We start from the raw sequence: 13344 nt of genomic DNA, 5'->3' as shown, positions 1-13344 counted from the left end.
TGATATATGATGAATATTTCACTGTAACAAATATGAATGGCAAAACAAATCTGGTATCATGCGGAAAAAGCGGCCATCGCAAAAATGAAGGACATTTTTAAAGAAGCTTATCAGAAACAGAAGGCAGAACAGACTGCCCAAAAGGAAACAGAAGTTTCTGGAAGTACGGCTCCTGATCAGACCGACAGCACTTCCGAATCAGATGCTTCAAGCACTCATCGTAATGAGATGGAGAGTGAAGGAACAACGGAATAGAACATATAAAACCACAAAAATACTGCTTTATTGAGAAAAAATTGAGAGAATTGTGAAAGTTCTATCAAAAATTCTGTCGAAAATTAAAAAAAAGTATGGACGAAAAGCAATTTTTGTGAGAAAATAATAAACTGTGAAGACAAACAAAAGTCTTGACTTAGGGATTACTTACGGAATGTAAGTTATTTTAGTAAAAATCAATTTATACCGAAAGGAGTAATAACATGATTATCTCACAAGAAGTACAGAACATGTGCCCAGTGGCTCAGGGCGTACATCACGGAGCAGCTCCGATTCCAGAAGAAGCAAAATGGGTAAAAGCAAAAGAGGTTAAGGATATCTCTGGTTTTACACATGGTGTTGGCTGGTGTGCTCCACAGCAGGGTGCCTGCAAATTAACCTTAAACGTAAAAGAAGGTATAATTCAGGAGGCATTAGTTGAGACAATCGGATGTTCCGGTATGACACATTCTGCAGCTATGGCATCTGAGATTCTTCCAGGTCTTACTGTTATGGAAGCATTAAATACTGACCTTGTATGTGATGCTATCAATACAGCTATGCGTGAACTCTTCTTACAGATCGTTTATGGACGTTCTCAGTCTGCATTCTCTGAAGACGGACTTCAGATTGGTGCTGGACTTGAAGACCTTGGTAAAGGACTTCGTTCCCAGGTAGGTACTATGTACGGAACTCTTCAGAAAGGACCTCGTTACCTTGAAATGGCAGAAGGCTATGTAACAGGAATCGCTCTGGACGAAGACGACTTAATTATCGGTTACCAGTTTGTAAATCTTGGAAAAATGACAGATTTCATCAAAAAAGGTGATGATCCTAACACAGCATGGGAAAAAGCAGCAGGTCAGTATGGCCGTGTAGCTGACGCAGCTAAGATTATCGACCCTAGAACAGACAAGGTAATTGACTAATTAAGGAGGTAGAGAAGAATGGCTTTATTTGAATCATATGAAAGAAGAATTGATAAAATTAATTCCGTATTAAGCAGCTATGGAATCGCTTCCTTAGAAGAAGCAGAAAAAATCACAAAAGATGCAGGCCTTGACGTATACGGCATGGTAAAAGGCATTCAGCCTATCTGCTTCGAAAACGCTTGCTGGGCATATACAGTAGGTGCAGCAATCGCCATCAAAAAAGGTGCAAGAAAAGCTTCTGAAGCAGCAGCAGCAATCGGTGAAGGACTTCAGGCTTTTTGTATCCCTGGTTCTGTAGCAGAGAACAGAAAAGTAGGTCTTGGACATGGTAACCTTGGAAAAATGCTTCTTGAAGAAGACACAGAATGTTTTGCTTTCTTAGCAGGACATGAGTCATTCGCAGCAGCAGAAGGTGCTATCGGTATCGCAGAAAAGGCTAACAAAGTTCGTCAGAAACCTTTACGTGTTATCTTAAACGGTCTTGGAAAAGACGCAGCACAGATTATTTCCCGTATCAACGGATTCACATTTGTTGAGACAGAATACGATCCATACACAAACACTGTAAAAGAAGTATTCCGTAAATCTTACTCTGACGGATTACGTGCAAAAGTTAACTGTTATGGTGCAAACGACGTTTGTGAAGGTGTTGCAATCATGTGGAAAGAAAATGTTGACGTTTCTATCACAGGTAACTCCACAAACCCAACTCGTTTCCAGCATCCAGTAGCAGGAACATACAAGAAAGAAAGATTAGAAGCAGGAAAGAAATACTTCTCCGTAGCTTCCGGTGGTGGTACAGGACGTACACTTCACCCAGATAACATGGCAGCAGGTCCAGCTTCCTACGGTATGACAGATACAATGGGACGTATGCACTCTGATGCACAGTTCGCAGGATCTTCTTCCGTACCAGCTCACGTTGAGATGATGGGACTTATCGGAATGGGTAACAACCCTATGGTTGGAGCTACAGTTGCCGTTGCAGTTAGCGTTGAAGAGGCTGCTAAGGCAGGTAGATTCTAGGTTTTACGAGATTTACAAAAATTTATCGGGAGTCGTTCGGCTCCCGATTTTTGTGTTTTGACAACATATTGACAACATTTACTCTAAGTTGTTGTCAATGTTGTCACCATTTATTACTTCATCAAGCATAGAAAGCATTTTCTTAGTAACATGATCTGTGTAGCGTTTTGTTGTCTGAATATTAATATGCCCGAGTCTTTTCTGGATCAGTGGCATTGGAACACCTGCCTCATAAAGAATTGTTGCATGAGTATGTCGTAAACTGTGGAAGTCCCATTCTTCACTGATAAGAGTACAGTTCTTTGCTTTACCATGAATGCTGCGGGAAGTGTGCTGCATATTTCGTGGGTGAGCCAGAAGACCACCCTGTTTAGCATTTACAAAATGTACAGGCCTTAAATCATTAAGTGAAAGAAGGCTGTGTGTTTCTTCATCATAGTTCATGTAATTTTCTTGATAATATTCTCCGCAGGTTTCTTTATCAGTCAATTGAAATTCCAGCGTTCTTTTTAGCAAGGCAAGAACATTGTTACCAACAGTAACCGTTCTGGATGAATCGTACTTAGGTACATACAGAAGCCACTTACCACATCCAGAAGGTTCTTGCATTTGTTTATTTATTGTAATTGTTTTGTTTTCAAAGTCTACGCAATCCCAGGTTAATCCATAGACCTCTCCAAGACGTAATCCACAATAATAGCCAAGCATCAGAGCAAGGTGGGAAGGATGGCCTTCTGGAAAGCGTTCAATAATCGCATTCCACATATCTTCTTCAACAAAAATATGATTCTCTTTCCTTGTGCCTACCTCGGAATCTTTCCTTTTATTTGGAAGTGTCAGTTTGTAAGACGGATCCACAGAAATGAACTTTGCCTGTACAGTCGCATATCCAAATGCAGATGTCAACATTCCCTTAATACAAGTAAGAGTATTTCTACTCATACCAGTTCGGTGTAACTCGGCCAGAAAGTTTCGTAAGGTTTCTCCCTGTACATTTTTAAGTTTGTAAGAACCAATATAAGGTTTAATATAAAGACGGATCCTTTTCTTGTATGTATTTACAGTTGTCTCTGCAAGTTCTTGTTCTACATAATGCTCCATCCAGTAGTCGAAATAGTCAGCTACAGATTGCTCCGAGACCTTAAAAGCAATACCAGTGCTATTATATTCAGCCAAAGCTTTTGTGCCGGTTGCCTGAGCCTCCGCCTTTGTTCGGTATCCGCTACCGGTTTTCCATTTTCTCGTTCCATTCACACTGGCCAATTGAAAATAATACTGCCAGGTTTTTCCGCGTTTTCGTGTGCTAACTTTTCCCATGAAAATCATCCTTTCGAAAAAAGGGTATAAAAAATACACCCTATGCAAAATGCAGGATGCGTGGTATAATCTAAGTGATGTAAAGATTATCAGCCATCCTGGTTGATAGGTTACTAGAAATCCGGTATGGCAAGTACCGGATTTTTTCCGTTTATAGGGTCATTATACAGCGTGCAGAACATATGTGCAAGGAAATGTTGAAAAATGTTAAAAGGCTATAATGAAAATTTTTTCCTTAGACCATAATGAATAGTGAAATTTTGGGATAAATCAACCTCATCTATAGCATCTATTTTATAATACCAACAGGTACGATGTTTTCCTTTTTTTGATTTCCACGCATTCCCTATGGCCCCTAATTCATAAAGAAAATGTAGGGCATCATCAAGATTATCAATTTCGCTATAAGAAGTTCGGTTTTCTTCATAAAGAGTTTGGATATCACTATAAGAAAAAGATGGTCTTTTAATTCCAGCTATTAATTTTAAACATTGCGTACTATAAGCACTACTTTTGTAAAAAGAAGCTTGATTGAGCATTTCATTATAAAAATCTGTAGCATAAATTTTTCTAGTCTCTTTTAAAACTGTAGCTGAAAAACACGTTCTCTCCGGAAATTCTTTTTTTGCACAGTTTAGAAATGTAACAATGTCACGAGGTCGCCCAAGACTATGATCTAATAAGAAGTCAAGAGGATTTTTCTTGTCAATTGATTCAGGAAATAATATTTCAAATAGTTCTTTGTTTGAACGATTTTTATAGGGTTCGCAGGAAGCCCTTATTTTATGAAAAATCATACTAATTAAAGGATGGTCCCATTTATCATGAGTAGAGTCAAGTAACCAATATAAATCTATGGAACAGGAGGTTTTTATTTTATTTAGATTAGGATGATTTCCCTGCATTTTATTTAATATATCACTGCGCAATAGCATGATTATTTTAAGACTCTTGGCACGAGAATTAAAATAAAAATTATATTTTTTGGCAGCGGTTATCAAATTATATATAATATTTTCGCTTTGTTCACCAGCTTCCTTTTTTAATTCATCTAAATCGTCTAAAATAATAAGTAGATGGTCGTTTATTTGAAAACAATCAAAAACGAGTTGTTCAAAATAATCAATTAAATCAAAAAATCTCTTGCGGGTACTCTCATAAGAAACCCCATCAGATGTTTTAATTCCGGCAGAGTGTTGAAAATTCGAAGTCTGTAACTTGTCAGAGTGAGAAATACCGTGAGAAAGATTTCCAGTAATCTCTTGATTATTAGTAGTAGATAAAGATACTATTTTATAAAATGTGTCATCATTGTATTCAAGCATAAATTTTCTCAGCTTATTTAGCTTGCATCTGGGAAGATGTTTAAGCCAACGATGCTTATTTAATAATGAATTTGCAATTTCATATAGTAAAAACCATTTGCACAATACTGAAATATAATCATTTGTTAATTCTTGCTCATCAATATTTATGAGTTTACATATCCAAAAATTTTTAGGATCAACTATGATGCAGGTCTGTTTAGAAGGAGATTGTTCTACAATATATTTAGAAAGATAAGTTTTTCCAGTTCCCTTACTTCCAATAATCAAAAATTTTTCATTGCTATTTATTATTTCATTATATTTATTGTTGGGATCAAAGAAAAGTTCTTGAAATCTTTTATCACGAGCTTCAACTTCTCCATCAGGTAGCCCCATATATAAGTCTTTTAATTTTACATCATTCAATATAATTTCCTCCCATATTATAATTAAATACATTATAACATAAAAAAGGACAAAATAAAAAGGATTACATTTTGAATGTAATCCTTTTTAGGTGCGAGGTCGCAATGCCTCATTGACGAGTTCTTAGACTCTTGTTTCTCTATATTATCAATTATATACTAACTGGCAAAAAAACTATATTAGTCTACTATAATATCTATATTATGTCAACTGTTTTTTTATATTTTGATTATATCACAAATTGAGATTTTAAGAAATTAAGATTTTATTAATTTTTTAAGACTTTTTTAGAAAATTATGTTATAATCCCATCGTTGCCGCTCCCTATACTGGTGACGGAAGGGAGGTGCACAAATGATATCATTATACTCTTTTCTTTTTTCGGTATTGGCTGGTATTATTTCAGGAATCATTGTTGAGATGATTATGAAGTTACTTAGCAAGTGGTTTGGCCGGAAGAAGAAGTAAAGAACAACGGCAACCAAGCCCCAAATAAAACCCCTCGGTATTAGCGGTACCGAGGGGTTTTTGGTGCATAAATGATATCACCATTTACTCTTTTCTGACTTCAATATATCATATTGAGTCAGATAATTCAAGTATATCCTGGTTTGTAGCATATTATTCATTTTGGGTTTCAGAAAAATATCATTAAGTATCCAGTTAGTTTAGATGAACATATATTTTGTACGATTTGTCAATATAAATTATGAATAAAAATTGATATTATATAATAAAAAAATTATACAATTAGGAGAAAATAGTATTATGGATTTCAATGAACAAATTAAGCAGTTGTCAAAAAGAATATCGACATTAAAAAACTCAGTAGTTACAGAGGAAGCAACAAAAACCTCTTTTATTATGCCATTTTTTCAGATTTTAGGGTATGATGTATTTAATCCTACAGAATTTTTTCCAGAATATGTAGCAGATGTAGGCATTAAAAAGGGAGAAAAAGTAGATTATGCGATTATTATAGACGGAAAGCCATGCATATTTGTAGAATGCAAATCCTGTAACGAAGATTTAGATAAGCACGCAAGTCAATTATTTAGATATTTTGCCGCAGCTCCAGTTAAATTTGGAATACTTACAAATGGCATTGTTTATAGATTCTATACAGATCTTGAAAAAGATAATATCATGGATTTAGAACCATTTGTAGAGGTGAATCTTGAAAATATAAATGAATCAGGAATAAAGGCATTAATGAAATTTAGAAAAGAGACATTTGATAAATCTAATATATACAAAGCTGCAGAAGAATTAAAATATAGTACTCTTATTAAAAAAGTTTTCGAAGATGAGTTTGATACTCCATCAGATGAATTTGTCCGATTTGTACTTAATGACATATATACTGGTAAGAAAAACAAAAATATGGTTGAGAAATTCAAACCTATGGTTAGGAAAGCATTTTCAGCTTTTATAAATGATATCGTAAATCAAAAATTAAATGAGGTTTTTGATACCATGTAAGATGAAACAGAAAATACGGAAGAACAGGGGAATGAAGAGCCAGTATCTAAAATTGTGACAACAGAGGCAGAAATTGAGTCCTTTAATATTATTCGTGGTATGTTAGCTGATACTGTGCCTATTGAAGATATCAAATATAAGGACACAGAGAGTTATTTTGGGATACTTTATAAGAATAATAGTTGGAAGCAGATATGCAGAATTAATCTGGATACAAGGAAAAAGCAATTATTGATTCCAGATGAAAATAAAAAATTTATTCGTTTTTACATCGAATCATTGAATGATTTGTATAAATATAAGGATAAACTTATAGAAGTATTGAACAGATATTTGGTTAGATAAAATTTTTATAAATAAAAAGAGAACAGTATAAATGATGATATTATATGGCATCTCTGGTCTCTTTTTTTAATATTATGCGAGCAATTGTTCTCTCATCTTTAAAGATGTCCTATATTGCTCAGCATCGGGGAAGTCTATAAATTCCACAGTTTTATCAAAGTTTTCCTTAACAACCTGCTTTATCTCATCGAGTGTTACATAGAAAAATTCTCGTCTGGTATTAACCATATTTAACTTTCTGTCTTCGAAAGCTCGATGTAAAGCTGCCTCCAGAGCAGGAGCATTATCAGAGAATATCATGGCATGAACATCGAATTTAAACGGAACAGAGGCATCTCCAAGCTTATCTACTCTATCTTGCGGTTCTAATCTTCTTGTCATACCTATTTTATAAATATTTTCACCAAAAGACCCTACATTTGAAATAACATATACATATCCGGCTTTCTGGTTTGCTTCTCTGTAATCAATATCTTTTATGGACTTATCAATATTGGAAAGTTCAGTTTCTAATTCCGCTTTTTTTGCGATCAAATCCTCGGTCTCACCATGTTCTTTGATTTGGGACAGAAGATTTTTAAGTGCCTGCTGGTAATGGGTCTGTTCTTTCTTAATTTTTTTTCGCTTTTCTTCAATTTCTTTTTTGAGTTTTGCTTCTTCACGTTGCTGGGCACGAAGTTCACGTTGTTCTTCTTTTTCCTGTTGCTTTTTCTGTTGGTATTCAAAAGCCAGATATAATTCTACTATTTTTAAATCTATATAGGATTGATTAATATATACACTCATGATGGTTCCTAATTTTTGAATTTGTTCGGCGCTTTTTACGATTTTCCGTACGGAAGTTTCTATATTATTATATTTTACTTTTCCGATGGTCTCATCGCATTCGCTGTTAAAGGCTCGTAGTAATAATTTTTTCATGTCATTAACCATTTTACGACCTTTAGCTTTATTGTTATTTACCGTCCAGTCTGTATTACCAGAGGCAGCAATATCCTGTTTTATCATTTGTTTTTGTTGATTTCGAATGGTGGTTAAGCGTTCCTTATAAACATCAGATGACATAAAATTATATCGAGGTTGATAAAGACCATATTCCTGAACTAGCACTTCATCTGAAAAAGTAATGATATCCTTTGAAATCTTATCTAATTCTTTAGATTTTGCTTCTATTTCCTGCTTTTTCTTATTGAGTTCAGATTCAAGAGATGAAAGTTACTTATTAAAATCGTTGATTTTATGTTGTAGATCAATGGCATCATTCATATCAGGTGTAAGCATTTCTTTTAGTTCTTCATTCTCCTTCTTTATATTGCCGATATTAAAAATATCTGATAATCCCATGGTACCTTTCCTCCGTAATAACATATGAATTGAAACTAAAATGTTTCATTTTCAATTATACAATAAAAGCGGAAAAATGTCGAAAAAATGCATATAGATATTAAAAAATAGAGAATTGTCCTCATTTTTATTTAAGCGTAAAAAAGAAGCCAAGGTTATCCCTTGGCTTTGATGAGGATATTTAAATATTTTAAACTATAATCCTAATTCTTTCATAGCCTCTTCTTGTGAAATAAATTCATGACAATCGGAGTTTTCTTCGACTTCTTTTAACATGGCTAAATCAACTTCATTTGGTTCAACTTCTTCAATATCGTCCCATGTTTTAGGAGAAACAGTCCTTTTTGATTCATTTTGAGTGCCTTTATTAGTTTTTCTAATCGCTTATTCAATTCCATAATTCATATCTACAACTCCTAATGGTTCAAAAAATACCATGTAATTATCTACTACAGTACATTTTCCATATTTTAAGAGATATGCATCCAGTGCATCTTTTAAAAATTCTTCTGTAACATCGAGATGCTCTGCCATCTCATGTAAGTTCCTGCAACCATATTTGTAAGCAGGTAATATACTTTCAAATTGCTATGTGACTTCCAATAATCAGACCATCATGAGTAGAGAGTGGTTGTTCTTTTACTGCCAGACCCTCCTGATCGGCAGCATCTAAAAGCTGTTCATATGTCAAGTGAGACACCACCTTCCCATGTAGCGATTTGCTATAATCCTAGTTCCTTTAAAACTTCTTCCTGAGACATTGCAGGCTGATAATCAGGGTCACCAGAATGATATGCATTAAGAGCAGCGATTTCATCTGGATCAGGAGTAACTTCTTCTACATTGTTAAGCAAAAATGTTGCCTGAATTAAATTCCAGACTTTCTCAGCATCTTCATCGCTCATGATAGTAACAGCACCAAAGATTCTTTCTTTTACATTAGACATATAATCACACTCCTTTATAAATCTATCCACGATTACCAATATCAATAATATCAATGATAACACCATTTACATCAAATAATACTCGAAAATTACCGACACGCAGGCGATAACCAGAAGCTCCTTGTAACTTTTTTATATCACCTTCTAATGGTAATCTGGAGATGGCGGTCATCAAACATTTTTGTGTAGGCTTATCTTGTTTCTTTAGAAATTTGATAGCCTTTTTACCATAAATAATTTGAAACAATAAAATTCTCCTTTCTTAATCCCATAAGCTATCATCATTCATAATATCTAAATCACTTTGGATTCCTTCTGGAGTTGCTTCTATATCAGTGCGGGCGTGAGCGGTGCGGAGTTCGTCTTCCATACGTTGAGTTGATAAGAGATTGTTTGTGTATGCGACACTTTTTTTGTTAATATCATTTAATTCCCTATAAGAGAGAACTAAGGTTTCTTCATCTTTAGTTTGACATTGAGTCAGATGAGAACGAGAAGAATGGTCTTCTACTAAATCAGCTTTTGTTACGCCAAAATAATTGGCCATTAATTCTATTTTATCAATTCGTGGGTAAGTTTTAGCATTAACCCAGTCAGAGAAAGTTGGCATTTTAAATCCTAATGTATTACATATTTCTGTTTGAGATACAGAGTGAATATTCATATAATACCTTATATTATTAGCCATTATTTGCTTATTTCCCAGATTACTCATTTGGTGTTCCTCCTTGTTTGATTTGATTATACGGTAAAAACGAAAAAAATCAAGATAAACCGAAAAAAATTCGGTTAAACCAAATTATAATACAGATACAAAATAAGAAAGGAAGAAATAAGATGGGAGTTTCAAGTGAAATGAGAGTATCATTAGAACTTGCCAGAGAATTGAATGGGTTAAAACAATCAGAGGCAGCACAAAAAATTGGAGTAAGTACAGACACATTAGGAAATTATGAAAGAGGAAAATCATATCCAGATATCCCGATTTTAAGAAAAATTGAATCTGTATATGGCGTGCCATATGATAGACTTATTTTTTTATCTTTAGATTTCGGTTTAACCGAAAAAAGAACAGAAAAACCAGAACGCAAGAGCAGTTAAGTGTAAAGATCAAGACAACAAAACTCACCAAGAAAACAGCCAGCAAGAAGGCATTTAAGGGTGTAAATAAAAAGATGGTAATTAAGGTGCCGAAGAAAGTGAAGAAGACTTATGCGAAGATTTTTAAAGGGCTGAAAGTGAAATAGAAAGGGATAGGATTTTTTTAAGGACTCATGCTAGATGGTATGTGTTCTTTTTTGTAACAATATAATGTAAGTTATGGGGATTAAAATGACATATTGTGACGATAAAGGATATATGTTATAATCCGAACATGAGTGTTATCATAACGGTAGGCGGTTAGTCTTTCAACAGAGGTTGCTGAGTGCCAGTGGCACTCGTTTTGCAACGACCGAAGTGAAACGGAGACCTGTAACCCTCTGATTACATAGAAACCCGAAAGGGAATCCGCTGGAAAGAAGGAAGTATTAATCAAAGAAAATACAAAGGAGATTTTACAATGAAAATGCACATCATCGGCACTGGAACAGCAACAGTAAGTAAATATATCAATACCTCCTGTGTTTTTGAGGAAGATGATCAGTTATTTCTTGTGGACGGGACAGGGGGCAGTGACATCTTGCGGGCATTTGATACTATGAATCTTAATTGGAAGAAGCTTCATTATGCCTTTCTTTCCCATGAACATACCGATCATTTTTTAGGGATGATATGGGTAATTCGCACGATTGCGGAGTTGTTAGAACTGGAGGAATATGAGGGGGATTTTTATCTTTACGGAAACGATGTAGTATTGGGAAAGGTATTACATGTGTGCCGCATGATTCTTAAGAAACGAAGCCAGGCTTTTTTGGAGACAAGAATTAAGTTTGTTTTGGTAAAAGACCATGAAAGGAAACATATTTTAAATTATGATTTTACATTTTTTGATATTGGTTCTACAAAAGCGAAACAATATGGTTTTTTGATGGAGTATGATAATGGAAAGAAACTGGTATTTGCTGGAGATGAGCCGTTGAAAGAAAATGGTAAAAAATATAGTAAAAATGTAGATTGGCTATTATCCGAAGCTTTCTGCTTATTTGATGAAGAACCGAAGTTTCATGCGTACCAATATCAACATCAAACGGTAAAAGAGGCAAGTAAGATTGCACAGGATTTAAAGGTAAAGAATCTGTTAATCTGGCATACTGAAGACCAGACCGGGAAAAAGCGAAAAGAGCGGTATACAGAGGAAGCAAAGCAATTTTACAAGGGAAATGTGTGGGTTCCGGAGGATGGCGAAGTTTTTAATATATGATAAAAAATATAATATTTACAAAACCATTTTTCTCCTAATATTACTCTGAATTATTCCCAGTAATTGTGGAGTAATTTTATTATAATAAAATAAAGTATGTTTGAAAAATTAAAAGGTATCTGTATATCCCCAGTAGATTTCAAACACATTTTAGGATAATTTTTGGAAAGAAGTTGATTTCTTGGAGAAGGGAAAAATGAAGACAATAGCGTTAATTGGCACTTTTGATACAAAGGGAGAGGAATATCTCTATGTAAAAAATAAAATAGAGAATCTGGGATTACGAACATTAACGATTCATGCTGGCATTTATAAGGAGGTTTTTTCACCAGATATTAATCATGATTCGGTTGCTGTTTTGGGAGGAGGAAGCGTTGCCGAATTGCAGGAGAAAAAAGACCGGGGATATGCCATGGAAGTGATGTCTAAGGGGCTTTGTGCCTTAATTCCAAAGTTATATGCGGAGAAGCTGTTTGATGCCGTTCTTGCTTTGGGTGGCACAGGCGGAACTTCTCTTGTGACTCCGTGTATGAGGTTATTACCATTAGGTGTTCCTAAAATCATGGTATCAACGATGGCATCTGGAGATGTGTCAAGATATGTGGGAACAAGTGATATTTTGATGATGCCTTCCATTGTGGATGTAGCAGGAATTAACCGTATTTCCTCGCAGGTACTGACACATGCGGTTCATGCTATTGTTGGGATGGTTGAACATGAGAATACAGATATTCCAGTCAAAAAGCCATTGATCGTAGCTACGATGTACGGAGTAACGACGCCATGTGTTATGTGTGCGAAAGAATATCTTGAGCAGGAAGGATACGAGGTGATTATTTTCCATGCATCGGGAACTGGCGGAAAGATGATGGAATCTCTGATTAACAGTGGAATTGTAGATGGTGTATTAGATCTGACAACAACAGAATGGATTGATGAAATTGCCGGAGGTATTATGGCAGCTGGTACAGGACGTTTAGATGCGGCTGCATTGAATGGTGTTCCGCAGGTGGTATCGGTAGGTGCTGCAGATATGATTACATTTGGTGAAAGAGAGAGTCTCCCTGAAAAATATAAGGATAGAGTTGTCTATATGCATAATCCGGCTATCACAGTTGTAAAGAGTAATATAGAGGAAAATGTTACATTTGGTATTAAAGTTGGCGAGAAACTGAATCAGTGTAAGAATAATGCGGTATTGCTACTTCCACTTCAGGGAATTTCTATGAATGATAAAGTGGGAAGTGAATACTATGGCCCGAGGGAAGACCAGGCGTTATTTATTACATTAAAGAAAGTGATAAACAATCCTCTTGTTGAAGTCATTGACGTGGATGCACATATTAATGATGAGGCATTTGCAATATTCGCTGCCAGGAAGTTAGTTGCACTAATGGAAATGAAGAAATAGTTTTTGCGGATAAAATGATAGAATCTAAAGGGATATTTCCAAGTGTTTTTTAAACATATGAGGAATTATTTTTGGTATAATATAGTTAACTTAATGTATTCTTTTTATTTTATTGACAGTCTCTTTGTGCATATGTTATAATTTTTCCAGAACAAAATAGATTAAGTTGTATAAGATTAAGTACTACGGC

Annotated in this window: 16 protein-coding genes; 8 read left to right on the top strand and 8 right to left on the bottom strand. The window is 34.9% G+C overall.

What is annotated here, in order from left to right; translation table 11 throughout:
• Nucleotides 1-84: 84 nt before the first annotated feature.
• From EUBHAL_RS08915 to EUBHAL_RS08905, 3 genes are all read left to right on the top strand, one after another.
• Nucleotides 85-255, top strand: coding sequence for a hypothetical protein (locus EUBHAL_RS08915; protein WP_207635830.1), 171 nt, complete (start codon nucleotides 85-87; stop codon nucleotides 253-255).
• A gap of 224 nt (nucleotides 256-479) precedes the next feature.
• Nucleotides 480-1184 (top strand): iron-sulfur cluster assembly scaffold protein, encoded by a 705-nt coding sequence (locus tag EUBHAL_RS08910; protein WP_005348253.1) that lies wholly within the window; start codon nucleotides 480-482, stop codon nucleotides 1182-1184.
• Nucleotides 1185-1202: 18 nt separating this feature from the next.
• On the top strand, nucleotides 1203-2213 hold the full coding sequence (locus tag EUBHAL_RS08905; protein ID WP_005348250.1) for a GGGtGRT protein: 1011 nt from the start codon (nucleotides 1203-1205) through the stop codon (nucleotides 2211-2213).
• 78 nt (nucleotides 2214-2291) lie between these two features.
• Here the strand turns inward: EUBHAL_RS08905 and EUBHAL_RS08900 are convergent, their stop codons facing one another.
• Nucleotides 2292-3530, bottom strand: coding sequence for a tyrosine-type recombinase/integrase (locus EUBHAL_RS08900; RefSeq protein ID WP_044922778.1), 1239 nt, complete (start codon nucleotides 3528-3530; stop codon nucleotides 2292-2294).
• Between the two features lie 215 nt (nucleotides 3531-3745).
• Nucleotides 3746-5263: a P-loop ATPase, Sll1717 family gene (locus EUBHAL_RS08895; protein ID WP_044922775.1), complete on the bottom strand. Its 1518-nt coding sequence runs from the start codon at nucleotides 5261-5263 to the stop codon at nucleotides 3746-3748.
• A gap of 768 nt (nucleotides 5264-6031) precedes the next feature.
• Between EUBHAL_RS08895 and EUBHAL_RS08890 the strand changes: the two genes are divergently transcribed.
• Entirely contained in the window at nucleotides 6032-6745 is a 714-nt protein-coding gene (locus EUBHAL_RS08890; RefSeq protein ID WP_022170422.1) for a type I restriction endonuclease, read from the top strand.
• Between the two features lie 54 nt (nucleotides 6746-6799).
• A complete protein-coding gene (locus EUBHAL_RS16215; RefSeq protein ID WP_005348237.1) occupies nucleotides 6800-7090 on the top strand; it encodes a hypothetical protein in 291 nt (96 codons plus the stop codon).
• Between the two features lie 72 nt (nucleotides 7091-7162).
• Here EUBHAL_RS16215 and EUBHAL_RS08885 read toward each other — a convergent pair whose 3' ends face one another.
• The 6 genes from EUBHAL_RS08885 to EUBHAL_RS16020 all read right to left on the bottom strand — a co-directional run bounded on the left by EUBHAL_RS08885 (nucleotide 7163) and on the right by EUBHAL_RS16020 (nucleotide 10096).
• Entirely contained in the window at nucleotides 7163-8155 is a 993-nt protein-coding gene (locus tag EUBHAL_RS08885) for an SNIPE associated domain-containing protein (RefSeq protein WP_005348234.1), read from the bottom strand.
• A gap of 150 nt (nucleotides 8156-8305) precedes the next feature.
• Nucleotides 8306-8458, bottom strand: a complete 153-nt coding sequence (locus EUBHAL_RS16210) for a hypothetical protein (RefSeq protein ID WP_005348232.1) — start codon at nucleotides 8456-8458, stop codon at nucleotides 8306-8308.
• A gap of 360 nt (nucleotides 8459-8818) precedes the next feature.
• A complete protein-coding gene (locus EUBHAL_RS16205) occupies nucleotides 8819-8968 on the bottom strand; it encodes a hypothetical protein (RefSeq protein ID WP_005348226.1) in 150 nt (49 codons plus the stop codon).
• 188 nt (nucleotides 8969-9156) lie between these two features.
• Nucleotides 9157-9381: a hypothetical protein gene (locus tag EUBHAL_RS08870; RefSeq protein ID WP_022170425.1), complete on the bottom strand. Its 225-nt coding sequence runs from the start codon at nucleotides 9379-9381 to the stop codon at nucleotides 9157-9159.
• A 22-nt stretch (nucleotides 9382-9403) separates the two neighbouring features.
• Complete coding sequence (locus tag EUBHAL_RS08865; RefSeq protein ID WP_242648771.1) at nucleotides 9404-9556, bottom strand: type II toxin-antitoxin system RelE family toxin; 153 nt, start codon at nucleotides 9554-9556, stop codon at nucleotides 9404-9406.
• Between the two features lie 87 nt (nucleotides 9557-9643).
• Nucleotides 9644-10096, bottom strand: a complete 453-nt coding sequence (locus tag EUBHAL_RS16020; protein ID WP_005348215.1) for a helix-turn-helix domain-containing protein — start codon at nucleotides 10094-10096, stop codon at nucleotides 9644-9646.
• 122 nt (nucleotides 10097-10218) lie between these two features.
• On the opposite strand from EUBHAL_RS16020, the gene EUBHAL_RS08855 reads away from it, so the two are divergent.
• The 3 genes from EUBHAL_RS08855 (at nucleotide 10219) to EUBHAL_RS08845 (ending at nucleotide 13154) form a co-directional block, all read left to right on the top strand.
• Nucleotides 10219-10482 (top strand): helix-turn-helix transcriptional regulator, encoded by a 264-nt coding sequence (locus tag EUBHAL_RS08855; RefSeq protein WP_005348212.1) that lies wholly within the window; start codon nucleotides 10219-10221, stop codon nucleotides 10480-10482.
• A 460-nt stretch (nucleotides 10483-10942) separates the two neighbouring features.
• Nucleotides 10943-11743, top strand: a complete 801-nt coding sequence (locus EUBHAL_RS08850; protein WP_005348209.1) for an MBL fold metallo-hydrolase — start codon at nucleotides 10943-10945, stop codon at nucleotides 11741-11743.
• 196 nt (nucleotides 11744-11939) lie between these two features.
• On the top strand, nucleotides 11940-13154 hold the full coding sequence (locus tag EUBHAL_RS08845) for a Tm-1-like ATP-binding domain-containing protein (protein ID WP_005348207.1): 1215 nt from the start codon (nucleotides 11940-11942) through the stop codon (nucleotides 13152-13154).
• Nucleotides 13155-13344: the final 190 nt, after the last annotated feature.

Source organism: Anaerobutyricum hallii DSM 3353 (assembly GCF_000173975.1).
GTDB lineage: Bacteria > Bacillota > Clostridia > Lachnospirales > Lachnospiraceae > Anaerobutyricum > Anaerobutyricum hallii.
Note: the sequence above shows the minus strand (reverse complement) of the source record. Positions and strands in the feature narration are given on the sequence as shown.

Bases quoted from the DNA above. Each gene is read 5' to 3' on its own strand.
- EUBHAL_RS08890 (WP_022170422.1), top strand. From the start codon at position 6,032: ATGGATTTCAATGAACAAATTAAGCAGTTGTCAAAAAGAATATCGACA.
- EUBHAL_RS08845 (WP_005348207.1), top strand. From the start codon at position 11,940: ATGAAGACAATAGCGTTAATTGGCACTTTTGATACAAAGGGAGAGGAA.
- EUBHAL_RS08910 (WP_005348253.1), top strand. From the start codon at position 480: ATGATTATCTCACAAGAAGTACAGAACATGTGCCCAGTGGCTCAGGGC.
- EUBHAL_RS08905 (WP_005348250.1), top strand. From the start codon at position 1,203: ATGGCTTTATTTGAATCATATGAAAGAAGAATTGATAAAATTAATTCC.
- EUBHAL_RS08915 (WP_207635830.1), top strand. From the start codon at position 85: ATGAAGGACATTTTTAAAGAAGCTTATCAGAAACAGAAGGCAGAACAG.
- EUBHAL_RS16020 (WP_005348215.1), bottom strand. From the start codon at position 10,096: ATGAGTAATCTGGGAAATAAGCAAATAATGGCTAATAATATAAGGTAT.
- EUBHAL_RS08900 (WP_044922778.1), bottom strand. From the start codon at position 3,530: ATGGGAAAAGTTAGCACACGAAAACGCGGAAAAACCTGGCAGTATTAT.
- EUBHAL_RS16205 (WP_005348226.1), bottom strand. From the start codon at position 8,968: ATGGCAGAGCATCTCGATGTTACAGAAGAATTTTTAAAAGATGCACTG.
- EUBHAL_RS08850 (WP_005348209.1), top strand. From the start codon at position 10,943: ATGAAAATGCACATCATCGGCACTGGAACAGCAACAGTAAGTAAATAT.
- EUBHAL_RS16210 (WP_005348232.1), bottom strand. From the start codon at position 8,458: ATGTTATTACGGAGGAAAGGTACCATGGGATTATCAGATATTTTTAAT.
- EUBHAL_RS08885 (WP_005348234.1), bottom strand. From the start codon at position 8,155: ATGTCATCTGATGTTTATAAGGAACGCTTAACCACCATTCGAAATCAA.
- EUBHAL_RS08855 (WP_005348212.1), top strand. From the start codon at position 10,219: ATGGGAGTTTCAAGTGAAATGAGAGTATCATTAGAACTTGCCAGAGAA.
- EUBHAL_RS08870 (WP_022170425.1), bottom strand. From the start codon at position 9,381: ATGTCTAATGTAAAAGAAAGAATCTTTGGTGCTGTTACTATCATGAGC.